The sequence below is a fragment of the Arthrobacter sp. NPDC080073 genome (genome assembly GCF_040686575.1).
GTDB lineage: Bacteria > Actinomycetota > Actinomycetes > Actinomycetales > Micrococcaceae > Arthrobacter.
In genome coordinates this window covers 167164-192844 of record NZ_JBFBKR010000006.1, presented here as the reverse complement: position 1 = coordinate 192844, position 25681 = coordinate 167164, and the positions used below count along the sequence as shown (strand labels likewise).

22 protein-coding genes are annotated in these 25681 nt (G+C 64.1%); 14 read left to right on the top strand and 8 right to left on the bottom strand.

Annotated features, from left to right (window positions below; all coding sequences use genetic code 11):
- Window positions 1–149: 149 nt before the first annotated feature.
- The 9 genes from gcvP to AB0O52_RS09855 all read left to right on the top strand — a co-directional run bounded on the left by gcvP (window position 150) and on the right by AB0O52_RS09855 (window position 10910).
- Complete coding sequence (gene gcvP / locus AB0O52_RS09895; RefSeq protein WP_364536872.1) at window positions 150–3053, top strand: aminomethyl-transferring glycine dehydrogenase; 2904 nt, start codon at window positions 150–152, stop codon at window positions 3051–3053.
- Between the two features lie 11 nt (window positions 3054–3064).
- On the top strand, window positions 3065–4186 hold the full coding sequence (gcvT, locus tag AB0O52_RS09890; protein WP_364536869.1) for a glycine cleavage system aminomethyltransferase GcvT: 1122 nt from the start codon (window positions 3065–3067) through the stop codon (window positions 4184–4186).
- Window positions 4187–4248: 62 nt separating this feature from the next.
- Window positions 4249–4632 (top strand): glycine cleavage system protein GcvH, encoded by a 384-nt coding sequence (gcvH, locus tag AB0O52_RS09885; protein ID WP_364536866.1) that lies wholly within the window; start codon window positions 4249–4251, stop codon window positions 4630–4632.
- The gene (glyA, locus tag AB0O52_RS09880; RefSeq protein WP_364536863.1) at window positions 4629–5966 is read left to right on the top strand and encodes a serine hydroxymethyltransferase; all 1338 of its coding nucleotides are present in this window, start codon (window positions 4629–4631) and stop codon (window positions 5964–5966) included. Before gcvH ends, glyA begins: the two co-directional genes overlap by 4 nt.
- A gap of 155 nt (window positions 5967–6121) precedes the next feature.
- On the top strand, window positions 6122–7174 hold the full coding sequence (locus AB0O52_RS09875; protein WP_364536860.1) for an FUSC family protein: 1053 nt from the start codon (window positions 6122–6124) through the stop codon (window positions 7172–7174).
- A 156-nt stretch (window positions 7175–7330) separates the two neighbouring features.
- Window positions 7331–8101, top strand: a complete 771-nt coding sequence (locus AB0O52_RS09870) for a GAF and ANTAR domain-containing protein (RefSeq protein WP_364536974.1) — start codon at window positions 7331–7333, stop codon at window positions 8099–8101.
- Between the two features lie 118 nt (window positions 8102–8219).
- Window positions 8220–8807, top strand: coding sequence for a hypothetical protein (locus tag AB0O52_RS09865; RefSeq protein WP_364536857.1), 588 nt, complete (start codon window positions 8220–8222; stop codon window positions 8805–8807).
- A gap of 49 nt (window positions 8808–8856) precedes the next feature.
- Window positions 8857–9609 carry an IclR family transcriptional regulator gene (locus AB0O52_RS09860; protein ID WP_364536854.1) on the top strand — a complete coding sequence of 251 codons (753 nt, stop codon included), beginning with the start codon at window positions 8857–8859 and terminating at the stop codon, window positions 9607–9609.
- A gap of 113 nt (window positions 9610–9722) precedes the next feature.
- Entirely contained in the window at window positions 9723–10910 is a 1188-nt protein-coding gene (locus AB0O52_RS09855) for a 4-hydroxybenzoate 3-monooxygenase (RefSeq protein WP_364536851.1), read from the top strand.
- A gap of 89 nt (window positions 10911–10999) precedes the next feature.
- Here the strand turns inward: AB0O52_RS09855 and AB0O52_RS09850 are convergent, their stop codons facing one another.
- Genes AB0O52_RS09850 through AB0O52_RS09830 form a run of 5 tightly spaced genes read right to left on the bottom strand, consistent with a single transcriptional unit; the run spans window position 11000 to window position 15317 of the window.
- Window positions 11000–11767 carry an SDR family oxidoreductase gene (locus AB0O52_RS09850; protein ID WP_364536848.1) on the bottom strand — a complete coding sequence of 256 codons (768 nt, stop codon included), beginning with the start codon at window positions 11765–11767 and terminating at the stop codon, window positions 11000–11002.
- Window positions 11768–11789: 22 nt separating this feature from the next.
- The gene (locus AB0O52_RS09845; RefSeq protein WP_364536845.1) at window positions 11790–12506 is read right to left on the bottom strand and encodes a triose-phosphate isomerase; all 717 of its coding nucleotides are present in this window, start codon (window positions 12504–12506) and stop codon (window positions 11790–11792) included.
- Entirely contained in the window at window positions 12503–13363 is an 861-nt protein-coding gene (locus tag AB0O52_RS09840) for a sugar phosphate isomerase/epimerase (protein WP_364536842.1), read from the bottom strand. Before AB0O52_RS09840 ends, AB0O52_RS09845 begins: the two co-directional genes overlap by 4 nt.
- Window positions 13363–14817, bottom strand: a complete 1455-nt coding sequence (locus AB0O52_RS09835; protein WP_364536839.1) for an FGGY family carbohydrate kinase — start codon at window positions 14815–14817, stop codon at window positions 13363–13365. The genes AB0O52_RS09840 and AB0O52_RS09835 overlap by 1 nt, the downstream gene beginning before the upstream one ends.
- Before the next feature lie 2 nt (window positions 14818–14819).
- Complete coding sequence (locus AB0O52_RS09830) at window positions 14820–15317, bottom strand: secondary thiamine-phosphate synthase enzyme YjbQ (RefSeq protein WP_364536836.1); 498 nt, start codon at window positions 15315–15317, stop codon at window positions 14820–14822.
- Between the two features lie 122 nt (window positions 15318–15439).
- On the opposite strand from AB0O52_RS09830, the gene AB0O52_RS09825 reads away from it, so the two are divergent.
- Together AB0O52_RS09825 and AB0O52_RS09820 are read left to right on the top strand one after the other, a co-directional pair.
- Window positions 15440–16345 (top strand): LysR family transcriptional regulator, encoded by a 906-nt coding sequence (locus AB0O52_RS09825; RefSeq protein ID WP_364536833.1) that lies wholly within the window; start codon window positions 15440–15442, stop codon window positions 16343–16345.
- A gap of 120 nt (window positions 16346–16465) precedes the next feature.
- The gene (locus AB0O52_RS09820; protein ID WP_364536830.1) at window positions 16466–18007 is read left to right on the top strand and encodes an amino acid permease; all 1542 of its coding nucleotides are present in this window, start codon (window positions 16466–16468) and stop codon (window positions 18005–18007) included.
- An 88-nt stretch (window positions 18008–18095) separates the two neighbouring features.
- Here AB0O52_RS09820 and AB0O52_RS09815 read toward each other — a convergent pair whose 3' ends face one another.
- Genes AB0O52_RS09815 through AB0O52_RS09805 form a run of 3 tightly spaced genes read right to left on the bottom strand, consistent with a single transcriptional unit; the run spans window position 18096 to window position 21589 of the window.
- Entirely contained in the window at window positions 18096–19022 is a 927-nt protein-coding gene (locus AB0O52_RS09815) for an aldose 1-epimerase family protein (RefSeq protein WP_364536827.1), read from the bottom strand.
- Window positions 19023–19053: 31 nt separating this feature from the next.
- A complete protein-coding gene (locus tag AB0O52_RS09810; protein WP_364536824.1) occupies window positions 19054–20313 on the bottom strand; it encodes an ROK family transcriptional regulator in 1260 nt (419 codons plus the stop codon).
- 10 nt (window positions 20314–20323) lie between these two features.
- Window positions 20324–21589 carry an FAD-binding protein gene (locus AB0O52_RS09805; RefSeq protein ID WP_364536821.1) on the bottom strand — a complete coding sequence of 422 codons (1266 nt, stop codon included), beginning with the start codon at window positions 21587–21589 and terminating at the stop codon, window positions 20324–20326.
- Window positions 21590–21792: 203 nt separating this feature from the next.
- Here AB0O52_RS09805 and xylA point away from each other — a divergent pair, with 203 nt between their 5' ends.
- Genes xylA through AB0O52_RS09790 form a run of 3 tightly spaced genes read left to right on the top strand, consistent with a single transcriptional unit; the run spans window position 21793 to window position 25565 of the window.
- Window positions 21793–22983 carry a xylose isomerase gene (gene xylA, locus AB0O52_RS09800; RefSeq protein ID WP_364536818.1) on the top strand — a complete coding sequence of 397 codons (1191 nt, stop codon included), beginning with the start codon at window positions 21793–21795 and terminating at the stop codon, window positions 22981–22983.
- A 19-nt stretch (window positions 22984–23002) separates the two neighbouring features.
- Entirely contained in the window at window positions 23003–24505 is a 1503-nt protein-coding gene (xylB, locus tag AB0O52_RS09795) for a xylulokinase (RefSeq protein WP_364536971.1), read from the top strand.
- Window positions 24480–25565, top strand: a complete 1086-nt coding sequence (locus tag AB0O52_RS09790; RefSeq protein ID WP_364536815.1) for a Gfo/Idh/MocA family oxidoreductase — start codon at window positions 24480–24482, stop codon at window positions 25563–25565. The genes xylB and AB0O52_RS09790 overlap by 26 nt, the downstream gene beginning before the upstream one ends.
- Window positions 25566–25681 lie beyond the last annotated feature (116 nt).

Here is a 25681-nt window from a genome sequence, read left to right as displayed (position 1 = left end):
GCAGCCAGGCTTCGGCCCGGCTCACCGACGGTGCAAGCGGAACACAACGCGACAATGCGTTCTGCGGAATCTCTCAGGTCCGATACAGAGCGGGGAGGAACCCAAACCGAAGCCGTGTCACTGTGGCCGGCCCTACCTTGGAGTTCCTTTTGACTATTCAATCAACCCCCACCGCTTTCGTGGACCGTCATATCGGCGCCCGCCGCCAGGCCGACATTGACATCATGCTCAAGTCTGTCGGTTACGACAGTGTCGATTCGCTCGTGGACACCGCGGTTCCCAATGACATCCGCCAGGACGTCGCACTGAGGCTGTCCAAGCACGGCACCGACGCCCTCAGCGAGGTCGAGGTCCTGGCTGAGCTGCGCAGGCTGGCGGCCAAGAACAAGACGGCCGTGCAGATGATCGGCCAGGGCTACTACGACACGGTGACTCCGCCGGTGATCCGCCGCAACATCCTCGAATCCCCGGCCTGGTACACCGCCTACACCCCGTACCAGCCGGAAATCTCCCAGGGCCGGCTCGAGGCACTGCTGAACTTCCAGACCATGGTCCAGGACCTCGTGGGCCTGCCCATCGCCAACGCCTCCCTGCTGGACGAAGCCACCGCCGTCGCCGAAGCCGTCCTGATGATGCGCCGGGCCAACAAGAACAAGTCCGCCCATGACGGCAAGACCGTCCTGGACGCCGACTGCCTCCCGCAGACCATCGCGATCGTGAAGGGCCGTGCCGAGGCGCTGGGCTTCGAGGTGGAGATCGCGGACCTGTCCCGGGGCCTGCCCGACGGCGAGATCAACGGCATCGTGCTGCAGCAGCCTGGCGTTTCCGGCCGGGTGTTCGACCACTCGGGCGTGATCGCCGCCGCGAAGGAACGCGGCGCCCTCGTCACCGTTGCCGCTGACCTCCTCGCCCTGACCCTGATCACGCCTCCGGGGGAGCAGGGTGCCGACATCGCCGTCGGCTCCACCCAGCGTTTCGGGGTGCCGCTGTTCTTCGGCGGCCCGCACGCGGCGTACATGGCGGTGCAGAAGGGCCTGGAGCGGTCGATGCCGGGCCGTTTGGTGGGCGTTTCCAAGGACGACGCCGGCACTCCCGCCTACCGCCTGGCGCTGCAGACCCGCGAGCAGCACATTCGCCGCGAGAAGGCGACGTCCAATATCTGCACCGCGCAGGCCCTGTTGGCGATCGTGTCCTCGATGTACGCCGTCTACCACGGCCCTGATGGCCTGAAGGCGATCGCCGAGACCGCGCACAACCACGCCCGGACCCTGGCTGCGTCCTTGAAGGCCGCGGGCCTTGAGGTCCTGCACGGCAGCTTCTTCGACACCGTCACCGTCCGGGTCCCCGGGAAAGCTAAACAAGTCATTGCAGCAGCTGCCGCAAAGCGCATAAATCTCCAGCTTATCACGGGCGATCTTGTCGGCGTCTCAGCAGACGAAAAGACCACAGAAAAGACCATCGCCGCAGTCATGGACGCATTTTCCATCGTGGCTGCTTACGGGGCTGGCCTCACGTACGACACGGAGGGCTTCGCCCTGGAGGCCGCCGTCGAGCGAACGTCGGACTACCTGCAGCACCCGGTGTTCAACACGCACCGTTCCGAGACCCAGCTGCTGCGCTACATCCGCAGGCTCTCGGACCGGGACCTGGCGCTGGACCGCACCATGATCCCGCTGGGATCGTGCACGATGAAGCTGAACGCGACCGCCGAGATGGAAGCGATCTCCTGGCCGGAATTCGCCTCGATCCACCCCTTCGCCCCGGATTCCCAGACCGAGGGCTGGCGTGAGCTGATCACGGACCTGGAATCCCAGCTGAGCGAGATCACGGGCTATGACCAGGTTTCCATCCAGCCCAACGCCGGTTCCCAGGGCGAACTCGCGGGCCTGCTGGCGATCCGCGGCTACCACCACTCCCGCGGTGAGGCCCAGCGCAACGTCTGCCTCATCCCGGCTTCGGCCCACGGCACCAACGCCGCCTCGGCCGTGTTGGCCGGCATGAAGGTGGTGGTGGTGGCCACCGCGGCCGACGGCACCATCGACCACACGGACCTGCAGGCCAAGATCGAGGCCAACAAGGACGTGCTTTCGGCCATCATGATCACCTACCCGTCCACGCACGGCGTGTACGACGCGGACGTGCGCGAAATCTGCGACTCCGTGCATGCAGCCGGTGGCCAGGTGTACGTTGATGGCGCCAACCTGAACGCCCTGGTCGGCCTGGCCCAGCCGGGCAAGTTCGGCGGCGACGTGTCCCACCTGAACCTCCACAAAACCTTCTGCATTCCGCACGGCGGCGGCGGACCGGGCGTGGGCCCGGTCGCGGCCAAGGCGCACCTGGCACCGTTTATGCCAGGCGACGCTAACACGGCAGCACACGAAGACGGACATGGCGTTGCGATTTCCGCCTCCCGCTACGGCTCCGCGGGTGTGTTGCCGATTTCCTGGGCGTACGTGAAGCTCATGGGCGGCGAAGGCCTGACCGAGGCCACGAAGTCCGCGCTGCTGGCCGCGAACTACATCGCCTCGCGCCTGAACGAGTACTTCCCGGTGCTCTACACCGGCGAAGGCGGGCTCGTGGCCCATGAGTGCATCCTGGACCTGCGCGAACTGACCGCCAAGACCGGCGTCACCGCGGAGGATGTGGCCAAGCGCCTGATCGATTACGGTTTCCATGCCCCCACCCTGGCGTTTCCGGTCGCGGGGACTCTGATGGTGGAGCCCACCGAGTCCGAGGACCTTGGCGAGATCGACCGGTTCATCGAAGCCATGATCACCATCCGCAAGGAAATCGACCAGGTCGCCCACGGGGACTTCACGGTGGAGAACAGCCCGCTGCGCCACGCACCGCACACCGCGGCCGCCGTCGTCTCCTCGGACTGGAACCGTGAGTACTCCCGCGAGCAGGCCGTCTTCCCGGTCCACCACCTCAAGCAGGACAAGTACTTCCCGCCCGTGGGCCGCATCGACGGTGCCGCAGGCGACCGCAACCTGGTCTGCTCCTGCCCACCCCTCGAAGAGTTCGAGGAATCCACAGAACCCTTCGAAAGCTAAGGACTGACGCAATGACTGAGAACTACACGGCTCTCTATGAGCAGCACAAGAAACTCGGCGCTTCCTTCACCGATTTCGGTGGCTGGCAGATGCCCCTGAAGTACTCCTCCGAACTGGCCGAGCACCACGCCGTCCGCCGGTCCGCGGGCCTGTTCGACCTTTCCCACATGGGCGAAGTCTGGGTCACCGGCCCGGAAGCCGCGGCCTTCCTGGACTACGCCCTGGTCGGCAAAATCTCCGCCATGTCGGTTGGCAAGGCCAAGTACTCGCTGATCTGCCAGGAAGACGGCGGCATCATCGACGACCTCATCACCTACCGCCGCGGCGACGCCACGTTCCTCGTGGTCCCGAACGCGGGCAACGCCAAGGTCGTGGTCGCCGCCTTGGCCGAACGGGCCGCCGGATTCGATGTCACGGTGAAGGATGTCTCCGCCGAGACGTCCCTGATCGCCGTCCAAGGACCGAAGGCAGAAGCCATCCTGCTGGCCCTGGTTCCGGCCGAGCAGCACCCGCTGGTCAAGGAGCTGAAGTATTACGCCGCGGTCGAGGCGGAAATTAACGGTCAGGACCTGCTGGTGGCCCGCACCGGGTACACGGGCGAGGACGGCTTCGAAGTCTACATCCCCAACGAAGACGCTGCCGGACTCTGGGACGCGCTACTGGAACTCGGCGCCGGACACGGGCTCATCCCCGCCGGCCTGGCCTCCCGCGACTCCCTCCGCCTGGAGGCGGGCATGCCCCTCTACGGCAACGAACTCTCCCGCTACGTCAATGCCTACGCTGCCGGCCTGGGCCCCGTGGTCTCGCTCGCCAAGGAAAGCGACTTCGTAGGCAAGGAGGCGCTGACGGCGATCAAGGCTGCCGGCGTCGGAATGTCCATCGGCCAAAAACTCGTGGGCCTCAAGGGCCTCGGCCGCCGAGCCGCCCGCGCCCACTATTCGGTGCTCAAGAACGGGACGCTCATCGGCGAAGTCACCTCCGGCCAGCCCAGCCCCACCCTCGGCTACCCCGTCGCTTTGGCGTACGTCGACGTCGAACACGCCGAACCCGGCACGGTCCTGGACGTCGACCTGCGCGGAAAGCCGGAGGCCTTCGAAGTCGTCGCACTGCCCTTCTACAAGCGCGCCAAGTAGCCCACCTGGAAATCCCCAACCGAACAACAAGTTTTGTGAACCAGAAGAGAGAAGGAAATGAGATGAGCAAAGTAGCTGCCGAGTTGAAGTATTCGGCTGAGCACGAGTGGGTTGCCGCTGATGGGGCTGGGCCTGTGGGGATTGGGATCTCCGCGGTTGCCGCTGACGCCCTGGGCGACATCGTGTACGTTGACTTGCCCGAGGTCGGTTCCGCTGTGACCGCGGGGCAGACCTGCGGCGAGGTGGAGTCCACGAAGTCCGTGTCGGACCTGTACTCCCCGGTGACGGGCGAGGTCACGGAAGTGAACTCCGCCGTCGTGGAGGATCCTGCGCTGATCAACAACGATCCGTACGGTGCGGGGTGGCTCTTCAAGGTCGCCGCCGAGTCCGACGGTCCGCTGCTTTCCGCTGAGGAATACGCTTCCAAGAACGGCGGCGAGCTGTGAGCGCCGCAACCGGGGCCGCGGGCACCGGAACCACAGCGTTCGAGCAGGTTGTGTCGCCGAGCCTGGACACGGTGTTGTCCGGGCTGGATCCGGAGATCGCGGCGAAGATCGACGACGAGTTGAACCGTCAGCGGTCGGGCCTGGAAATGATCGCCTCGGAGAACCACACCGCCGTGGCCGTGATGCAGGCGCAGGGTTCGGTGCTGACGAACAAGTATGCCGAGGGCTATCCGGGCAAGCGCTACTACGGTGGCTGCGAGCACGTGGACGTCATCGAGCAGCTCGCGATCGACCGGGTGAAGGCCCTCTTCGGTGCCGGGTACGCGAACGTGCAGCCGCACTCCGGTGCCCAGGCGAACGCTTCGGTGATGCACGCCCTGATCAAGCCGGGCGACACCATCATGGGCCTGAACCTGGCCCACGGCGGGCATCTGACGCACGGCATGCGGATCAACTTCTCCGGCCGCCTGTACAACGTGATCCCGTACCAGGTCCGCGAAGAGGACCACCGGATCGACATGGCCGAGGTGGAGCGCCTGGCGCTCGAGCACAAGCCGGCCCTGATCGTGGCCGGCTGGTCCGCGTATGCGCGCCAGCTGGACTTCGCCGGGTTCCGCCGGATCGCGGACTTGGTGGGCGCGTACCTCATGGTGGACATGGCGCACTTCGCGGGCCTGGTGGCCGCCGGGCTGCACCCGTCCCCGGTCCCGCACGCGCACGTGACGACCTCGACGACGCACAAGACCCTCGCCGGTCCGCGCGGGGGCATCATCCTGACCAACGACGCCGACATCGCCAAGAAGATCAATTCCGCGGTCTTCCCGGGCCAGCAGGGCGGCCCGTTGGAGCACGTGATCGCCGGCAAGGCCGTGGCCTTCAAGATCGCCGGCTCGGAAGAGTTCAAGGAACGCCAACAGCGCGTGCTGGCCGGTGCCCGGATCCTGGCCGAGCGCCTGGTCCAGCCCGACGTCACCGCCAAGGGGATCTCCGTGATTTCCGGCGGCACGGACGTGCACCTGGTGCTCGTGGACCTGCGCAACTGCGAACTCGACGGCCAGCAGGCCGAAGACCGGCTCGCGGGGATCGACATCACCGTCAACCGCAACGCGGTCCCGTTCGACCCGCGCCCGCCCATGGTGACCTCCGGCCTGCGGATCGGCACCCCGGCACTGGCCACGCGCGGTTTCGGTGAGGCGGCGTTCCGCGAGGTTGCGGACATCATCGCCGAGGCACTGACCGCTGACGCCGACGCCGACCTCTCCGGCCTGCGTCACCGCGTGGAGGCCCTCGCCGCCGCGCACCCGCTCTACCCCGGCGTTGCGAACCTCAGCTGAGGTTCTCCGGGCTGGCGGTTTGCCATTCAACGGAAGCTGATCGGGCTGCCTGGAACCGCCCGACGTAAGCTCGTAGCGGATGCCAGTGCCGCCGTCGGGCAGTATTAGTTGAGCAGTACAGCGCTCAAGAGAAGCAAGCGGAGGCAGGCAATCCATTGAACGCCCTGGCAGAGATGTTCAGGATCGGTCCCGGCAACAAGGACCATCACCCGGCTGTCCGCTGTGCGGTGGGCGTCTTCCTGCCACTGATCACCCTCGTGCTGTTCGGACGGCTGGACCTTGTGGTTTTCGCCAGCTTTGCTGCGTTCACCAACATCTATGGCCGCAACGAGCCCCACAGCCACCGTTTTCGAAGCCAACTCCGGGCCGGTTCGCTGCTGCTGGGCATCATCCTGCTCGCCGCCCTGACGGCCAGGTTTGGACAGGGCTCGGACGTGTACGTGTGGATCCTCACGGTTGGCACCACCTTGGTTGCTGCGTTTTGCTCCGTGGTTACTGCTCTATGGCGGCTTCGCCCGGCTGGTTCCCTCTTCCACATTTTCGCTTTCGCCGCGATCGCCTCCGTGCCTCAGCAGCCGCCGCTCTGGGAAGGGATGCTGGCCGCCGTCTTGACCGTTGTGTTGGCGTTGCTGATCGGAATGTCGGCACGGATGGTCCCGGGCCACCGTACGCCCTGGAAGCGACCGCCGGCGGACCGGTTGTTGCCGCAGGAAGTCCGGGCTGCGTGGCTGGAAGGCCTGGGCTACTTCGCGGCCGCCGGGCTGGCCGGAACGCTTGCCACCTTGGCTGGGCACTGGCTCGGGTTCGGACACGGCTACTGGGCCATGGTGGCGGCAGTGGTTCCCTTGGTGGGGCGCAGTACCCGGCATCGGGTGCAACGGGGAATCCAGAGGATCGTGGGGACGCTGCTCGGTTTGCTGGTGTTGGCCGGAATCCTCTGGCTGGGCCCGGCGCCATGGCAGATGGTGTTGGTAATTGCCGCATGCCAGTTCGGGGCTGAGCTCTTCATTGTGCGCCAATATCTTGTGGCACAGATCTTCGTCACGCCGCTCGCGCTCATTTCCACCCTGCTGGTTGCCAACGTCCCGCCCGGGCTCCTGTTGCGGGACCGCATCGTCGAGACGGTGATCGGGGCCGCCGTCGGCGTGGCGGTGGTACTGGCGCCCGCCGCATGGTCCCGGCTGCGGGCAGAGCGCGCGCGGCGCTGACGCTGCGCCGAGGCAGGTTTCTTCGGCGTTGCCGCTGCCTGACAAGTCCCGCCTTCGGCTAGGCGTATCCTATTGGGGCGCAGTATGGGACGGTGGAGGGAAGGGACTTATTATTTCCATATGCCCCCGTCAGCATATTCACCTGGAGAACGCGCCATGCTCCCTGAAGATTCCGCCCCGACCACCAATGACCAAATCCAGAACCTGATCCTGGAAAGTGCCGATTTTGAGGAATTCCTCAACGAATTGGCCCGGTTTTCTGCCCACCAAATGGCGGGCGACGGCGATGATGCACTCTGTGGGATCACGCTGCTGCGCGAGCGGAAGGCACTCACGATTGGGTGGAGCAGCGATGTGGCGCGCGAAGTGGACGAGATCCAGTATTCCCTGGCCCAAGGACCATGCCTGACGGCTGCCAAGGAGGAGCGGGAAGTCTACGTTCCGGATCTCCTGGAGGAGAACCGCTGGGGCCCCGACTACGCTACTGCCGTTGCATCGTACGGCCTGAGATCAGTGCTCTCCTTGCCTTTCAACCTTGAGGGCGAGGCCAAGGCGGCCCTCAATCTGTATTCCGATGCCCCACACAAGTTCAACGAAAGGGCCGCGGACCGGGCCCGGGGTTACACCCGTGAGGTATCGCAGGCCTTGCGTCTTGCCGTCCGGTTCGCTGTTCATAAGGACAGCGCCAACAATCTCCGCGCGGCAATGGAATCCCGCACGATTATCGATATAGCCGTGGGAGTTGTCATGGCACAGAGCCGCTGCAGCCAGGAGGACGCGGTCCGGATCCTGACGGAAGCCTCGAGCAACCGCAACGTGAAATTGCGCGATATCGCCAAGTCCGTGGTGGATTCCGTCGACGCGGCGGGCACCCTGACCCACTTTGAAGAGCCGGTCCAGGAGCCGGGCCGCAGCCGGGCCGGATGAGTGCGGCCCTCTGACGGGTCAGCGCACGGGTGTACAACGAGCCTCCCAGGGGCTACGCTTTTTGAGGTTGAGCCGTCGGCCATAGACACCCTTTTTTGGAGTACCTATGGACCGCAGATTGCACGCTCTCGTAAAATTCGATGTCTCTACGGATGCCGTTGAGATAGACGTGCGCGGGAGCCTCAACGAGGATTCCCGCCCCGCCCTCGTTCACATCGTCCGCCGGATCCGGCGAATGGGCATCACTTCCCACATCAGGGTCGGGTTTTCCCGCGCGGCGCTTGTGGAATCGCAGGCCTTGGCCGGACTCCGTAACGACCTCAACTCGATCGACGGCGGCGGCACGGAAGTAGGACTAGCCAAAGGCTCCGGAGTTTCGCTGGAATTCATGGATCGGCCTGCCACCCTTCCCGTCGAGGCCGCGGCGGGGTCGAAATTCGTCGAGATCACCGGCGAGTTCGCAGCCTCGATCGATGCCGACGGATTCCAGCCGCTGGACAAGTACTCCGATGACGAACTTCTCGCCGCCAGCGATTTCGCTTTTGGACTGCTGGACCAGCCCACGTATGCCGGCCCGGAGCTGCTTGCTCACTACGACGCGATTGGCATGGAAATATCGCGGCGAAAAACCCAGGACCTCAAGGCGGATCCCCTTGAGAAGACCCTTTCGGAAAGCGGGCACGCCACTCCGGCCGAACACGTGTAAGCTAGAGCGGCCCATTCAATGGAATCCACAGGAAGGCGGGAAGCGCTCCGTGGCCAACTCGGCATCCGGCGATTCCGTCGTGGACCGAATCGTCCGGATCATCGAAGCTTTCCCCGAAGGCTCTACTTCCCTGCGGCTTTCCGAACTCGCGGAGACCGCCGGCTTGCCGCTCACGAGCACCCATCGCCTGGTCCGGCAGCTCGCCGAACACGGACTCCTCGACCTCGGGGTCGGTGGAAATGTCCGCATGGGCCTGCGGTTGTGGGAACTCGTCAACCGGAATTCACCCACCCTGGCCCTCCGGCAAGCGGCGCTGCCGTTCATGGAGGACATCCAGCAGGTCCTGAACCAGAACGTGAACCTAGCCGTACTCGACGGTTGGGAGGCCTTGTTCGTGGAGCGGCTGTCCCGCCGCGGATCCGTGGCCAACCGCGCCCGCGTTGCCGGCCGCATGCCGGTCCACATCTCCTCGGCCGGGTTGGCGTTGATGGCTAGCCAACCACGGGAACTGCAGGCCGAGTACCTCAAACAGTTCAGCGACCCCGCGGGAAACGTGACGGCCGACGTGGTCCGCCGCCTTTTGGCCGAAACCGTCCAGCAAGGGTACGCGCAGCTCGCCGGCGTGGTGGATCCGGATACATGGGGAATCGCGGTTCCGGTCACGGACGGCAAGCGGCGTACGGTAGCTGCTCTCGGCGTCGTGGTTCCCCTCGCTGAAATGCGCCTGCAGGCGTTGGTTCCCGCCCTGCAGACGGCGGCCCGCGGAATCGCTCGCCAGCTCGGGGAGCAGCGAAACGCGTAAGAATTTCCGTTGAACGGAATTCATCTAACGCCGATCACGCGGTGGCGGCCACACTGGTCAGCAGAACCTCCGCAGCCGCTCAGGCGCGGTTCCGCAATGAAGCGAGGCAGACCATGGCACGTAAGACCATCACCACCCAAGTGGCCATCATGGGCGCCGGCCCGGCCGGCCTCATGCTTTCCCACCTGCTGGCGGAGTCGGGGATCGAATCCACCGTCGTCGAAGTCCGCAGCCATCAGCAGATCGCCGAAACTGTCCGTGCGGGCATCCTGGAACACGGCTCCGTGAACTTGCTCGTGGAAAGCGGCGTTTCGGACCGCGTGCTGCGTGACGGCGACCGGCATGACGGGATCGAACTGCGCTTCAACGGCGAAAGCCATCGGATCGACTTCAAAGAGCTAGTGGGGGAATCAGTGTGGCTCTACCCGCAGACGGACGTCTTCCTCGACCTCGCCGCACGGCGCAAGGACGACGGCGGCGACGTCCGGTACAGCGTCACGGACACCACCATCCACGACCTCGAAGGCAAGCCGAAAGTCTGGTTCACCGATGCTGCGGGCCAGGAATTCGAGATCCAGGCGGACTTCCTGGTGGGCGCCGACGGTTCCCGCAGCCACTGCCGCTTCCAGATCCCCGAGGCCAACCGCAAGTGGTACTTCCACGAATACCCCTTCGCCTGGTTCGGCATCCTCGCCCAGGCTCCGCGGAGCTCGGATGAACTGATCTACGCCAATTCCGGGAACGGCTTCGCCCTGATCAGCCAACGCACGGAGAATGTGCAGCGCATGTACTTCCAGTGCGACCCCAAGGAAAACGTGGCCGACTGGGACGACGAGCGCATCTGGTCCGAATTCCGCAATCGCGTCAACGGAAACGGCTTTGAGCTCAAGGAGGGGCCGGTCCTCGAGAAGATGGTCCTGCCGTTCCGCAGCTTCGTCCACACGCCGATGCGCTACGGGAACTTGTTCCTTGCCGGGGATGCCGCCCACACCGTCCCGCCGACCGGTGCCAAGGGCCTCAATCTGGCCCTCCATGATGTCAAGGTGCTCTTCGAAGGACTTGAATCCTTCTATTCGAACGGTTCCGATTCCCTGCTCGAGTCCTACAGCGACCGCGCCCTGGAACGCGTCTGGAAGGCCCAGCACTTCTCCTACTGGATGACGTCCATGCTGCACACCGTCCCCGGTTCGGACGATTTCAGCCGGGCCCGCCAGCTCGGGGAGCTCCACTCCGTGGTCTCCTCCCGGCATGCCCGGGCGTACTTGGCGGAGTCGTACACGGGATGGCCGACGGGGAGGTAGGGATTCGCGGAAGGCCGAGGCGCCGGAACCCCATGTTTGCGGGGTTCCGGCCCCATCAGCCCCGTTTGCTACGGGTGCGGGCACTATGCCTAGATCGCGGTGTATCCGCCATCGATGATGATCTCCTGGCCAGTCAGGTAGCTGGAAGCGTCCGAAGCAAGGAAGCTCACGAGCCCGGTAAGGTCCTCGGGTGTGGCCATGCGGCCCTGAGGAATACGGGAGATCCAGTCGGCTTCGAGGGCCGGTTCGCGATCGATGATCTGCCGAGTCAGATCAGTGAGAACGTAGCCCGGGGCAATGGAGTTGACACGGACGCCTGCCGCCGCCCACTCGACAGCCAAAGATTTACCCAGGTGAGCGACCGCTGCCTTTGACGCGTTGTATGAAGCCGCCCATTGAGGCACGTTCACGATAGAGCCGGACATTGACGAGATAAGTATGGCGCTTCCGGGCAGGCCGGCCGAGAGCAATCCGCGACCGAATGACTGGGCTGCGAAGAATGTCCCGGTCAAATTCACGTCGATGACCTTGCGCCATTCCCGGGCAGAAACGTCCACGGAATCGCAATTGATCTCGATTCCCGCGGCGGTCAGGAGTACTCGCGGGACGCCAAGTCGCTCACTGACGGCGTCGAAGGCAGCGGCCGTTGCGTCCTGGTCGGTGACGTCAAGTTGCTGGCCGAAAGTTTGTACATGGTACTTATCCGCGATCTCTTGGGCGGTTTCTTCAACATTGTCCAGCAGGTCGAGCAGGGCAATGTTGGCGCCTTCCGCTGCGAGCGACCGAGCGACCGCCAGGCCGATGCCGCGTGCTCCTCCGGTTATGACAGCGGTCTTGCCGTTGAGGTTGGTGTTCATTGTGTTTCTCCTTATTGAGGTGTTAGTGGTTGGCGGGCGCCGCGGCGCCGGTTCTGGCGTGGTCCCACCCGGCGCGGGCGGCGGCGATGAACAACCTTGCGGCGGCTAAGGGGTCGTCCGCAGTAAGGACGCCGCTGGTCGAGCCTGTTCCGTCTGCTCCGGCGGCCATGATGGCGCGTGCAATCGAAGGCGAAGCCACCCCGCCCGCATGCATCGCGAGCACACCTGGGTGTACTTCCCGCATGGCTGCAGTGGCTCCAGGAATCCACGCCCGCACGGAGTCTGCGCTGGTTCCGATGAGCTCCGGTGGCTCGAAGAGGACCGCGGTTGGCCCCAAGGCGGTGTACCGGGTGGCGTCAGTTTCTGTTCCTGCGCACACGATCGTCTGTAGTTCAACGGACTTGGCCCTACGAACTGTGAGGGCCAAGCTGTTGTTGTCGAGCGGGTTGCTGTCGTGGTTGAGCATTACCCCGGCCGCGCCCGCATCGACGAGCGCCTCGGCAGTCACACGTCCTACGGAATCGCCCGGCAAATCAGCGTCCATGCCTTGGGCGAAGACCAGGACGCCGGTGCGAAGAACGGCGATCGGGGCGACCATCGCGACCGGCACTGTAAGTACCACTGCGACGTCGAACTCGCTGCCCGCGCGCCCAGCGGCGTGTGCCAACGCCTCCAGCTCGGCGCGGCGGAGGAAGTTCTTTGGCCCGATCTCGAAGAACGGAGCGGTGAGTTCTTTCACTCGTCGACAAGTTTCCGGAGGTACCTTGCGGTCGAAGGCAGTGTTTTAGATGCGTCACCCTCAATGGAGCATTCGAGGTTGAGGTATCCGTCATAGCCCACGTCGCGTAGCGCCGCGAATATCTCTAGCCAGTTGAGGTGGCCGTGGCCCGGCAGCAGACGATTGCTGTCCCCGAGATGCACATGGACGATCCTGTCCCCGGCGTCACGAAGCGACTGGGCCGGATCGGCTTCCTCGATCGACATGTGAAACAGGTCAGGCAGCAGACCGGCGTTTGGGTGCCCTAGGTCATCGATGATCTTGATGTTGTCCGACACCCGGTTCAGGTATCGGCTCTCATACCGGTTGATCGGCTCAAGCAGGACATGCGCCTCCGATTCAGCCACGATGTCCAGCATTTCGCGGTAGAAATCAAGGAACTCTTCGTGCTGCCGGGTGTTCAGCTGCTGGAAAGGTTCGAAGAGCGGCAATGGGTCCTGCGGTCCATATTCGAATTCGATCTCGGTGACAGCCCCGATCTCGGCGCAGACGGTCGCGGCTTCCCGGTACATTGCCCGGCACTGTTCCCTGAGCGCCGCATCGGGGGACATGGCGTTGCCGTAGACATCGTCCGTCAGGACGAATTCGACCGGCCGAACCCCGGTGCGGGCGTGAAGCGACGCCAGCTCGCGTCGCGTTTTGTCATCCCAGGTCTCGAACGGCTGATAGACAGCCATGCCCTCGTAACCCCACTGCTTGAGCAGCTCAGCTTTCTCGGTCAGTGTTGTCCCCGGCACCATGGGGGACGAACAGCACAACATCATCGTGTGTCCTCCGTTTTCATCGGGTGTCCTGTGTTTCATCGTGAGTGCTGCCATCAGCTTCGGTAGAGGCGGCGGAGACTGTCTTCGAAGAGCCTGTAGCGCGCCTCCCGTTGTTCCGTTCGCGAATGGTGGTACCTGACCGCGGCCGGAGCGTGCAGTTGGTTCGCGTCCTCGAGCCGGTCGAGTTTTCCTTCCGCGACCAGGGCCAACACTGCCGCGCCGCGGCACGTTGCCTCGTGTTCGTCCGGGACGAGCACGTTCACTCCGCAGACGTCTGCCTTGAGCTGACTCCAGAACGCGGAAGCGGCGCCGCCGCCTGTCGAGACGATCTCGTGGGCAGGTTCAGGCGAAAGGTACTCGACGTTCCGCCGGAGCAGGTGCGCGATTCCTTCCTCCACGGCGAAGGCCATGTCGATCTGGTCATGGCCGAGATCGAGATTCAGGAACGCGCCCTTGGCGTCCGGGAAGTAATCGGGTGGATTGACACCTGTGAGATAGGGCAGGAAGATCGGCGGTTCGCGGTATTCCCGGGACCTGAGTCGCTGCTCGAGTTCGTCGTAGGACATGCCGGCAAGGCCTTGGCGTCGGAACCATTCCAAGGCTGCGCCGCCGCCGTCGACGCCGTTGAATAAGACCGTGTCACCAGGGCGGAGGCCCGAGTGGAACGAAACTCTCCGGCGAGGGTCGAACGTCCACTTGTGGTCCAGCATGGAGAGGGAAAGGACTGTCCCCGCGGACTCGCTGACGATCCCGTCGGCATAGGAATCCGTGCCCACCATGGCACAGAAGTGATCGAGCGCCCCAGCGTTGACCCGGTACCCGCTCGCTCCCGGTAGCCGGGCCGCGACGTCCTCGGAAACCTGGCCCACATCTGTCCCGGCAGCCACCACCTCCGGGAGCGCGCCGCCCGAAACGGAGCAGAAATCAAGCATCTCGTTCCAGTACGCCCCGTTCGGCACGTCCCAGAAGTAGGTGAATCCACGAGTGGTTAACTCTCCGACGGCGGTCCCGGTGAAACGCCTGATCAGATCATCCTTGATCATGAGCACTGATCGAGCAGAGACAAGCGTCCCCGGTTCATGTCGCCCTAGCCAGCGCAGCTTTGCCGCCGGCCAGGTCGCGGATGGGTAGGGTTGGCCGGTGGCTGCGAACGCGTGATCAATACCGAACTGTTCGGCGAGTTCGGCTGCTTCGGCCGTGGCACGATCGTCAAGCCAGGACATGCCCGGACGCACCGGCTTGCCCCGTCGATCGTTAAGCACAAGCGACTCCGCTTGTCCGGTGATGGCAATGACGGCCTCGTGTCGGGCGACATAATCGCAGTTCGCCGCACACTGGCCGATCAGATCGAGCACGGTGTCGAACAGCTGTTTGGGATCGAACTCGACGCGATTACCCTCGTGAGCGTAGACGGCTGCCGCTGAAGCGATCGAAAGCCGGCGCAGCTGCTCGTCGTAGAGCACTACCTTCACATTGGTGGTGCCGACGTCTACTGCATAGACAAGCACCGTCAGTTTCCCAGAATCTGGAAGTACACGGTACGGGTGCGTGCCCGAACCGAGTCGAGGTCCCCGAAGTACACGCGCCCAAACTGTCCGAGCATAAGCGCTCCCTCGACGACCGGGATGACCTCGGAACGGCCGAGGATTGAGGAGATGATGTGCCCGTCGGTGTTGAGCCCCCACTCCGGCAGTTCGTTGCGCAGCTCGCCCGCGTTGCGGATGTGGATCGGACCTGGGTGGAGGTACTGCCCCTCATGCCGGGTCGGCGGGGCGATCTTGGCGAACACGTTCAGAGTGTCCTGGAGGAGCAGCTGGGTACCGTAGTACGTGGTGTCTTCGGATTCCTCTTGTAGTAAGATGCAGCAACTCGTGTGGGGTGAGTAAGCGACCGCGATCCCATCGGACACCCCACTGTCCCGAACAAAGTCCTCTAGCTGGGATGTCACATCGAAGAACTCCTGCCGTGCGGGAGTTTCTAGGGTGATCGATCGGCTCTGACTGGCCATTGGGGTTTCCTACTTTCACGCATCTGGAAGAGTCGTGATTCAGTCTGTCGCCGCGTTCCAGCGAGCGGAAGGTTGAAGTTACAATGAGGAGATAACCACTGCTTATCAATGGAGTTGGCTATATGCGGTCCTTACCTGACGTGAGCTTGCGGTTGCTGCGGTATTTCGAGGTTCTGGGCACTGCGCTGAACTACCGGCGTGCCGCCGAGAAACTGTTCATCACGCAGCCGGCCCTGTCCGGGGCAATTCAGCAGCTCGAGCGGATCATCGGTGATCGCCTGTTTGATCGTGATACTCGTTCGGTTGCCCTCACGACGGTCGGGCGGGAGTGGTTGCCTTATGTCCGGAAGGCCCTGGCAGAAGTTGACTTGGCGCGCGAGGCCATTGCGAAGCTCGTGGATCACGGGCATGTTCGTATCGGCTATCTGATCGGCACCGGCGCAGATCTACTGTTCCAGCTCCTCGACGGGGCAGATCGGGCGTTCCCGGACATCACTATCGAAACTGTCGAGTACGACTTCTCCGATCCAAGCGCCGGGCTCGCGTCCGGAGCCACGGACATCGCACTACTGCGACCCCCGGTCGACGTGCCAGGCCTCGAGATGGCGGTCGTCGCCGAAGAATCGTGGGTCGCGTGCCTTCCGCGCTCTCACCGTCTGGCGGACAGGTCCGAGCTCCGCATCGAAGAGCTCCTGGATGAACCGATCATCGTTGCACCACAATCTGCTGGGGGCTGGCGTGACTACTGGCTCGCTGCGGACGCGCGGCAAGGCAAGCCCCCAATTGTTGCGGCCGAGGCGGCAACATATGAAGCGGAAGCGACGATGGTGGCCCGCGGAGTCGGACTGAGTTTCACGACGTCCTCGATGGTTCGCTTGTACGACCGGCCGGGTATTCACTTCGTGCCGATCATTGACAGACCAGCCAGCCTTACTGCGGTCGCCTGGCGCCCGGAGCGTCTTTCAACGTCCATGCGCCCGTTAGTGCGGCACATGCTCAGCCGAGCTTCCCTCCAAAAGTCTGCCTGACTGATCAGCCCCGCCTATCACTAGATAGAAACATTCACCTTCCGCACGGCCGTCCCTCCTGGGTTCACTGAATGCAATACCGGGCTTCCGGACCCAAGAAATGAAGCGAGGAGAAACACCATGGCCGAATCGGAAACAAAGAGGGATCCATCACTTGCGCCACCGCCGCGCGTTGTTGGCGAGGACGAAGACGCGCGCCTTGAGGAGTTCGGCTACAAACAAAAGCTTGACCGTTCTGTCGGCCGGGTCGCCTCGTTCGCCATCGGCTTCTCAACCATCAGCGCCACCACGGCGGTTTTCACTGGGTTTTCCGCTGGGTACCTCAATGCCGGGTCACCGTTCATCTGGACCCTTTTCCTAGCCATCCCGGTCTTCCTGCTCTGGACGTTGATCGCTGCGGACGTGGCCGCGAAGATTCCGCTCGCCGGCTACGCCTATCAGTGGACGAGCCGCCTGAACGGCTCAACCTTCGGCTGGTTTACCGGAGTCAGCGCCCTCATTGGCTGGATCAGCGGGATGACCAGCCTCGGGTACATTTTTGCCGGGTATTTCGGGAGCGTGTTCGACTGGCAGCTGACCCAACCCGAGCAGATCTTCATCGCCGTCGGCGTCGTCTTGGTGTGCGTCCTCATCAATGCCTATCGCGTTCGTCTAGCAACCCTTATCAACAACATTGGCGTCGGACTGGAACTCATCGTGACGGTGGGCGTCACACTGATCATCGCCATATTGATCATGGTGGTGCCCGACAACGCACAACCGATCTCATCACTCTTCGTGGGGCGCAGCCCCGACGAGTCGACGCCGTACATCGTCGCGTGGCTGTCCGCATCGCTCGGTCCGTTCTTTGGCTTGGTTGGCGTTGAAGCAGTAGCCGACGTTGCTGAAGAGACCAAGGGTGCGCGACGAGTAATTCCGCGCACAATGTTCTATTCCTTCACGGTGTCATGCGTAATTGAGTTCTTCATGTACCTCGTGTACGTGCTCGCGATCAAGAACCCTGCCACGCTGGCGGATTCCCCCGCTCCGATCGAAGAGATCATCTCCCAGCAGCTCGGGCCAGTATTCGCCCGCATTGTGGTTGCCATTGCCCTGACGAACATCCTCGTCTGCCTGCTGTCGAACGTGCTCGTGGGAACCCGACTGCTGTACTCACTGTCCCGTGACAACATGATGCCGTTCTCACACGCTCTTCGACACGTCTCGCCAAAGCGAAAGACGCCCTCGACGGCGGTTATCTCGCTCGGTGTCGTGTCCGTGCTCCTTTTGCTGTCAGCTTTGATCAGTCAGCAGGCGTTCAACTACTTCCTTGGCATCGCAACCTTGGCGTTCTTTACCACCTACGTGCTGCAAACCATCGGTCTTCTCAATGCTGCAGCTCGCGGCCGGATCCCGGTTGCCGAACCAGGCACCTTCGATCTCGGCCGGGCAAGGGTACCCCTTCTGATCGTCAGCCTCATCGTCTTCCTGCTGGTGGAAGTCGCACTCATCTTCCTTCCCGCGTTCGCCGGCAATGCCTACGTTTTCGCCGGTTTCGTGGCAGTCGCGGTGATCTGGTGGGCGTTGGTGCTGCGGAAACGCCTCAAGAGGGGAGAAGCTGGTCCTCGATATGCTCAGGAGCACACGGACAAGGGCAGCCCAGCAGTATCGGAAATCGGATGAGTCGAATCTGAATGAAGGCCTGACGACACCCTGAATGCCGGGCGCTCCGGGTATTCGGGTATCGTCAGGCATTCCGGGTGTCGGATGGCTATTTGCGCGTCGTCAGGTAGCGGATGCCCCAGCTGGCTGCCCATACATCGCCGGGTTCCAGCCAGCGCAGGCCTTCGCCGCTGTTGAAGGCATTGGCAGGCGCCGTCATCGGTTCAATCGCGACGGCGGTCACCATGCCGCCTGCGCCGGCGAACTCCTTGGTGGTGAAGGCTTGGACATAGCCGAAGGAGGCGTCCATGAACAGCTGCACTTGGCTGCCATCGGGGGCCTCCAGGTAGTGCAGCGAGCTTCCGTCGTCCTCGCGCCGGACATCGCCCCAAGCGTCGTCGAGGTCAACAGCGCCCACCAGTTGGCCGGTGCGGAAATCGTTCCCTGTTCCCTCGACGTCCGTGGTGATTCCAGTCGGAATCAGGCGTTCGTCCACTTCGATGTGGGTACCGGCGTTGATGTAGAGCGTGAGTTCTTCGGTCGGCACGCTGCCCAGTTTGAGGAAGGGATGCGCACCGAGGGCGATGGGCGCGGACCGGGGTCCGGTATTTTCCAGGCGGTGGGTGACAAGAAGCCCGTCCTCCACGAGCTGATAGCGAACCGACGTCGACAGCTCGAAGGGGTATCCCGGCTGTGGCGGGACGCCGGCGTCGAGCGTGATGCTGTCAGCGGTGTGGGCACTCACCCCGTAGGGAGTGCGGGTCAGCAATCCGTGCAAGGCATTGCCGTTGGCCGGTTCGGTGATGTCCAGTTGCTGGGCGACGCCGTCGTAGCGCCACGTGCCTCCGGCCACCCGGTTCGGCCACGGGACCAGGACCCAGCCCGCGCACCACGGCGGTTGGGCGTCGGCAGGGTAATCCTGGATGAGGGCGACGCCGTCGACCTCGAGCTCCCGCAAGCTCGCGGCGACTTCCGTCAGCACAACGCGCTGGTGGCGGCCGCCGATGCTGGCCGTGAGTTCGAAGTGTTCGCCCATGGGCGATGGTGCACGGTGGCGCGGTTCCCGGCTAAGGGAGGGTTCCTGATTGAGCGAGGGCGCCTGATTCAGCATGGTCGGCCTGACTAAGAGTAGGGATAGGGAAAGCGCCGGCGGGGTCCGCGAGGAACTGCGTGAAGGCCAGTTCAGCGGCTCCGATCATCATGAGATCCGAGCCGAGGGCGGCCCGGTAGATCTTTACCTGTCCTGCCGGTCCGGCCATCGCCTGGGACCGGAGCAGGCTGTCCAGTGTCCCGGGAGACAGGGCGTGCAAGACGCCGAGGAAGCCGTCCAGGACGATCGCCTCCGGGTTGAAAGTGTTCACGGCATTGCGCAACGCGATGCCAAGATACTCGAGCTGGCGCGCCACTTCGGCGCCCACTGCTTCGCTGTTGTTCGCCCGCAGCGCTTGCTCGAGTTGGCCCGCGTCGCCGCCACCCAGCCCGGCGAGTTCGAAAAGCTGTGACTGGGAGACTTCGGTTTCAAGGCAGCCCGTCGCCCCGCAGTGGCAAGATTTGCCGGACGAGCGGACAAACGTGTGTCCAAGTTCCCCGGCATAGCCGGATGTTCCGCGAAGCAATTCCCCGTCAGCGATGATCCCGCCGCCGATGCCGCTGGCTCCACCGTTGAGGTACACCAGGTTCTTCTGTCCCGCGCCGGCGCCGAACAGGAGCTCGCCTTCGGCGCCCAGTGATGCGTCGTTGGCCGCGTGGCAGGGGTAGCCGGTGGCCTCGCCGAGCATTCGGGCGACTGGTTCATCGCGCCAGCCCAGATGCGGGGCGTGCCGGACTACGCCGTCGTCGCGGTTGACGAGCCCGGGCACTGCGATGCCCACGCCCATGACCCGGTAGGAAGTGTCCAGCTCGGACCGCATTCCGGCGATCACTGCGGCCGCGATGTTCACGGCCTCTTTGGCCGTCGGTATCCGCTCCGTGTCGAAACGGATCTTCTTCTGGACCTTTCCACCAAGGCCGACAAGGCCGATGGTGACGGCATCGATCTCGGGATTGACCGCAAGGGCGGCGATGGAGGGGCGCGGACGGACGATCGGGCTGGGCCTGCCCACCTGGGCTTCACCTGAAGGCGCCGTCTCGTAGACCACGTCCAAGTTCACGAGTTGCCCTATCAGCGTCCCTACCGTGGACCGGTTCAGGCCAGTCCGCTTGGTCAGCTGGGCGCGGCTGAGACCACCGTTGTGATGGACAAGGGAGGTCAGCAGCGCCAGGTTGTTCCGCCGCGACGGATCGGGCTCGCTGACGGTGAGGGGATTCGGGGTGGCGGAGGGCATCATCGCGACAATATCAGCTCCCAAACACCGTGCGGTCCAGGAAGTCGTTGCGGAACTTTCCGGAAGGATCCAGGCGCTCGGCCAAGGCGATGAAGTCGCCGAAGCGCGGGTACAAGGGCGCGACGGCGGCAGCACCGGCGCCGAACAGCTTGCCCCAGTGCGGCCTCGCCGCGAACGGAGCCAGTTCCGCCTCAAGCAGCGGCAGGATGGCTTCGACCGCCGGCTGGTCCTGGCGCCAAGTGAAGTGCAAGCCGATGCCGTCACGGCCGTAGTTGGCACTCAGCCAGAGCTGGTCGGCAGCCACCGTGCGGATTTCGCCAATCAGCAACAGCGGAGTCACGACGTCGGAGAGCCTGCGCATGGTGCGGAGGGCGTCCACGGCGTGTTCACGGGGGATTAGGTACTCGCTCTGCAGCTCGTCGCCCTGGCTAGGAGTGAATTCCATCCTGAAATGGGCCAGTCGGTCCGACCACGGCCCGGCAATGCCGAGCTGTTGCGTGCAGTTACTCCCTGACACCCCGGGAAGGGGGTGCAGGGCTTCCGTCGCCGGGGTGCCGCCGAAGAATTCCGGCGTTCCCGGCGCGGGATCGCCGCTGCGCCTCTTGAGCCACGCCTGGCCCACGGTCTCTCCGCTCCAGTCGGTGAAGAGGCTGACGCTATACGCAGAGGAGGTCATCCGGTCGAAGTTCTCCAGGACGAGATCCCAGTTAAGCTTTTCGAAGACGCTCTGGGCGACGTCGAAGCTTGGCTGGATGTCCAGGGTCAGTTTGGTGACGATGCCGAGTGCGCCGAGTCCCACCACCATTCCGTCAAAGCCGGGGTCGCCCCGGCGCGCGCTGAGAATACTGCCGTCCGCAGTGACCAATTCAAGGCCCGCGACGGCGGTGGCCAGGTTGCCGTTGGCGTCCCCGGAGCCGTGCGTGGCGGTGGCGACAGCTCCTGCCACCGAAATGTGGGGGAGCGATGCGAGGTTGTGGAGGGCGAAGCCCTGGCGCTGGAGCTCCGCCGCGAGCGTCCCGTAACGCGTGCCACCGCTCACTGTGACGGTCATGCTCGCCGCATCCACGCTGATCCCCGGATCCAGGCGGTCCAGCACCACGAGTGTGCCGGCCGTGTCCGCGATGGAGTTGAAGGAATGGCGGGACCCGAGCGCGCGGATCTTCGAGGCGCCTGCCACGAGCCCTTGGAGCTCGTCCACGCTGGCGGGATGGGCGAGCTGCGGTGCCTGGTAGCTGTAGTTTCCTGCCCAGTTGCGTTCCGCCACCAGCTGATCAGTCACGGTTGAATCCTTCGTTTGGGAGCCTTGCGGCCTTATTTGATGTTCACAACAACATAACCGCTGGAGGGTTCCATCGCTAGATCTGTTGCGAACCTTTCGTTGAGTGGATAAAGAATCTCGATGTTCCCACGTGGTTGACATCACAGAGATTCGTAATATGTTTGATAGCGAAACAAATCCGCCAAACCCACCCGGAGCACTCAATGACGATTCAGCCCACCCGTGAAGACAAGTTTTCGTTCGGCCTTTGGACCGTGGGATGGGAGGCACAGGACCAGTTCGGTTCGGCCACCCGCCCGCCGCTGGACACCGTGGAAGCCATCAACCGGCTCAGCGATCTGGGCGCCTATGGCATCACTTTCCACGACAACGACCTGTTCCCCTTCGGTTGCTCAGCCGCTGACCGCCAGCGTGAAATCGATCGTCTGCAAGGGGCCCTCAAGGCCACGGGGATGATCGTTCCCATGGTCACCACCAACCTGTTCAGCCACCCCGTCTTCAAGGACGGCGGTTTCACGAGCAACGATCGCGGCGTCCGCCGCTTCGCCCTGCGCAAGGTGCTGGACAACATCGATCTCGCCGCTGAACTCGGCGCCGAAACCTTCGTCATGTGGGGCGGCCGTGAAGGCAGCGAATACGACGCCGCCAAGGACATCCGCGGCGCGCTGGAACGCTACCGCGAAGCCGTGAACCTGCTGGGCGACTACGTCACGGACAAGGGCTACAACATCCGCTTCGCCATCGAACCGAAGCCGAACGAACCCCGCGGCGACATCCTGCTGCCCACCCTGGGCCACGCCCTGGCCTTCATCGAAACGCTTGAGCGCCCGGAGCTCGTGGGAATCAACCCCGAAACAGGCCACGAGCAGATGGCCGGACTGAACTTCACCCACGGCATCGCCCAGGCCCTGTATCAGGGCAAGCTCTTCCACATCGACCTCAACGGCCAGCGCAGCATCAAGTTCGACCAGGACCTGGTATTCGGCCACGGCGACCTGCAGAACGCCTTCTCCTTGGTGGACCTGCTCGAAAACGGCGGTCCCGACGGCGGACCGGCCTACGACGGCCCGCGCCACTTCGACTACAAGCCCAGCCGCACCGAGGACATCGACGGCGTGTGGGACTCCGCAGCCGCGAACATGCAGACCTACTTGCTGCTCAAGGAACGAGCCAAGGCATTCCGGGCCGACCCCGAAGTCCAGGAAGCCCTGCAGGCGTCCCGCGTGGCGGAAATCAACGAACCCACCCTGAACCCGGGCGAAGGCTACGAGCAGTTGCGTGCCGACAAGTCCGCCTACGAGGACTTCGACGCCGATGCCTACTTCGGCGGCAAGGGCTTCGGATTCGTGAAGCTCCAGCAGCTCTTCATCGAGCACCTCCTCGGAGCGCGCTGATCCCGTGGCCGCTGCTTCCTTGAACCTTGTTGCCGGGGTAGATTCCTCCACTCAAAGCTGCAAAGTGGTGGTCCTGGACGCTGAAAGCGGAGCTCTCGTCCGCGAAGGCCGGGCGAGCCACCCGGACGGAACGGAAGTCCATCCGGACGAGTGGTGGCGGGCTCTGTCCGAAGCGTTCGACGACGCCGGCGGCCTCGCCGGCGTCAGCGCGCTGTCCGTAGCGGGCCAGCAGCACGGCATGGTCCTGCTGGACAGTGACGGCAACGTCGTGCGGCCGGCTCTGCTGTGGAACGACACGCGCTCGGCCGGAGCCGCGGAAGACCTCACCGCAGAAGTAGGGGCCGAGGACTTCGCCCGGCGGACCGGGCTGGTGCCAGTGGCTTCGTTCACGATCACGAAGATCCGCTGGATCAGGGACTACGAACCCGAAAACATGGCAAGGGTGGCCGCCGTCGCGCTCCCCCACGACTGGCTCACGTGGCGTCTTCGCGGTTACGGTCCGGCCGGCTCCAGTCCGCTGGGGCCGGACCTGGACGAGCTGACAACTGACCGTTCGGATGCCAGCGGCACCGGCTACTGGAGCCCGCTGACCGGACGCTACGATCTGGACCTGTTCAAACTGGCGTTCGGCCAAGACGCCCGGGAAGCCTCGGCCGGGTCAGCGACGGCGGCGCCCGGCGTCGTCGTTCTTCCCCGCGTGCTGGGCCCCGGCGAAACCGCAGGCCACGTGCATCCGGAGTGTTTCGGCGGCCCCCGCGCAAGTGAGGCTGTTGGTGACGCGATCCTGCTCGGTGTCGGGGCGGGGGACAACGCCGCCGCCGCGCTGGGGCTCGGAACCAAACCCGGCGACGTCGTGGTGTCCGTAGGCACCAGCGGCACCGTGTTCGCCGTCGACTCCTCGCCAGGACATGATGCGAGCGGGACCGTGGCGGGCTTCGCGGACGCGAGCGGGGAGTACCTGCCGATCGCCGTGACGCTGAACGCCGCCCGTGTGCTCAGCTCCGTTGCCGCAGTGCTCGACGTCGACTTCGACGGGCTTTCCCGGCTAGCCCTCGAGGCCGAACCTGGTGCGGGAGGTGTGGTGCTGGTGCCATATTTCGAGGGGGAACGGACACCCAACCTGCCTCATGCGAAGGCCAGTTTCCACGGCCTCAGCATTGCCTCCACGACCCGGCCGAATATCGCCCGGGCGGCCATCGAAGGCATGCTCTGCGGCCTCGCCGGAGGCCTGGATGCGCTGCGTGACCAGGGCGTCCGTGCGGAGCGATTGCTCCTGATTGGCGGTGCCGTACAGAACCCTGCTGTCCAACGGATCGCGGCCCAGGTATTCGACCTGCCCGTGGTGGTTCCGAGCCCCGGTGAATACGTGGCCCGAGGCGCAGCGGTGCAGGCGGCATGGGCACTCGCAGGACACCGCCCGGACTGGCCCGTGGCCGTGGATGCCACGCCTGAGCCCGATTTCAGGGCGTCCATCGGCCAGAACTACAGGAAGGTCAGTGCCCGCATTGATACCGGCAACTGAACCGCTACTCGTCAGGACACCGCTGCTCGATTCCCTGAATCCGGATCCGGTGCCTGTATCCGGCAGGCCCGTCCGGTGGGGAGTCATTTCCACCGGACGGATCGCCGCCACAGTCATCAGCGACCTTGCTCTCCTGCCCGACGCCCTTCTGCAGTCCGTCAGTTCCCGGACCCAGGAAAATGCGGAGGCGTTTGCCTTGGAGCATGGCTTCCGGAGCGCTTACGGTGACGACGGCGGGATCCCGGGTTATCAGCGCCTGCTCCGCGATCCCGCGGTAGAGGTGGTTTACGTGGCAACACCGCACACGAGCCATTACCCGGTGGCGAAGGCGGCACTCGATGCCGGGAAGCACGTGTTGTGCGAGAAACCGTTGACCATCAATGCGCGTGAAGCTGAAGATCTGGTCAGCTTGGCCCGGGAGAAAAGCCTGTTCCTGATGGAAGCCGTGTGGACTCGATTCCTTCCCAGTGTGCAACGGGCGGCGGAAATCATCGCATCCGGTGAACTCGGCGAGATCCGGTGGCTGCAGGCAGACCTTGGATTTCCAGCGCCGTATCATCCGAAGTCCCGTTTGTGGAGACGCGACGACGGGGGAGGCGCCCTGATGGACGTTGGGGTGTATCCGCTGACCTGGGCGCTGATCAGCCTCGGGCGCCCGCAGTCGATCACGGCCACGGCTCAGCTCGTGGATGGCGGAGTGGATTCCGACACTGCACTGACGCTGTCCTATTCCTCCGGAGCGCAAGTCCAGGCCATGACGTCGTTGACCGCGGCAACCCCGCAAACGGCCACCGTATGCGGCACCAAGGGCATGCTGCGCTGCAACGCGCCACTGTTCAATCCAAGCGAGCTGACCATTGTCTCCAGCTCCGGCGAGCAACGGGTGGAGAAATTCACCCCTGCCGGCCATGGCTACACATACCAGCTGCGCGAAGTAATCCGCTGCCTGCAGCAGGGCCTTCTCGAGAGCCCCACCATGCCATTGGCAGATACCCTGGCCACGATGTCCCTGCTGGATGAAGCACGCAGCCAAGTGGGAATCCACTACCCGGCGGACTAGGGCGGAGGAGTGGTGGCTGGTGATGTAGGGCCTGGCGACTGAGCGGGGCGCGGAACAAGCATCTCTTTGTTTCTTAAAGTGCTACGCCCGTTGACTAGTGAGCAACTTCACAGTTA

Coding starts and splice junctions, on each gene's coding strand:
- AB0O52_RS09820 (WP_364536830.1), top strand. CDS start 16,466: ATGGCCGAATCGGAAACAAAGAGGGATCCATCACTTGCGCCACCGCCG.
- AB0O52_RS09840 (WP_364536842.1), bottom strand. CDS start 13,363: ATGGCAGCACTCACGATGAAACACAGGACACCCGATGAAAACGGAGGA.
- AB0O52_RS09825 (WP_364536833.1), top strand. CDS start 15,440: ATGCGGTCCTTACCTGACGTGAGCTTGCGGTTGCTGCGGTATTTCGAG.
- xylA (WP_364536818.1), top strand. CDS start 21,793: ATGACGATTCAGCCCACCCGTGAAGACAAGTTTTCGTTCGGCCTTTGG.
- gcvT (WP_364536869.1), top strand. CDS start 3,065: ATGACTGAGAACTACACGGCTCTCTATGAGCAGCACAAGAAACTCGGC.
- AB0O52_RS09830 (WP_364536836.1), bottom strand. CDS start 15,317: ATGGCCAGTCAGAGCCGATCGATCACCCTAGAAACTCCCGCACGGCAG.
- AB0O52_RS09855 (WP_364536851.1), top strand. CDS start 9,723: ATGGCACGTAAGACCATCACCACCCAAGTGGCCATCATGGGCGCCGGC.
- AB0O52_RS09870 (WP_364536974.1), top strand. CDS start 7,331: ATGCTCCCTGAAGATTCCGCCCCGACCACCAATGACCAAATCCAGAAC.
- AB0O52_RS09810 (WP_364536824.1), bottom strand. CDS start 20,313: ATGATGCCCTCCGCCACCCCGAATCCCCTCACCGTCAGCGAGCCCGAT.
- AB0O52_RS09815 (WP_364536827.1), bottom strand. CDS start 19,022: ATGGGCGAACACTTCGAACTCACGGCCAGCATCGGCGGCCGCCACCAG.
- AB0O52_RS09850 (WP_364536848.1), bottom strand. CDS start 11,767: ATGAACACCAACCTCAACGGCAAGACCGCTGTCATAACCGGAGGAGCA.
- gcvH (WP_364536866.1), top strand. CDS start 4,249: ATGAGCAAAGTAGCTGCCGAGTTGAAGTATTCGGCTGAGCACGAGTGG.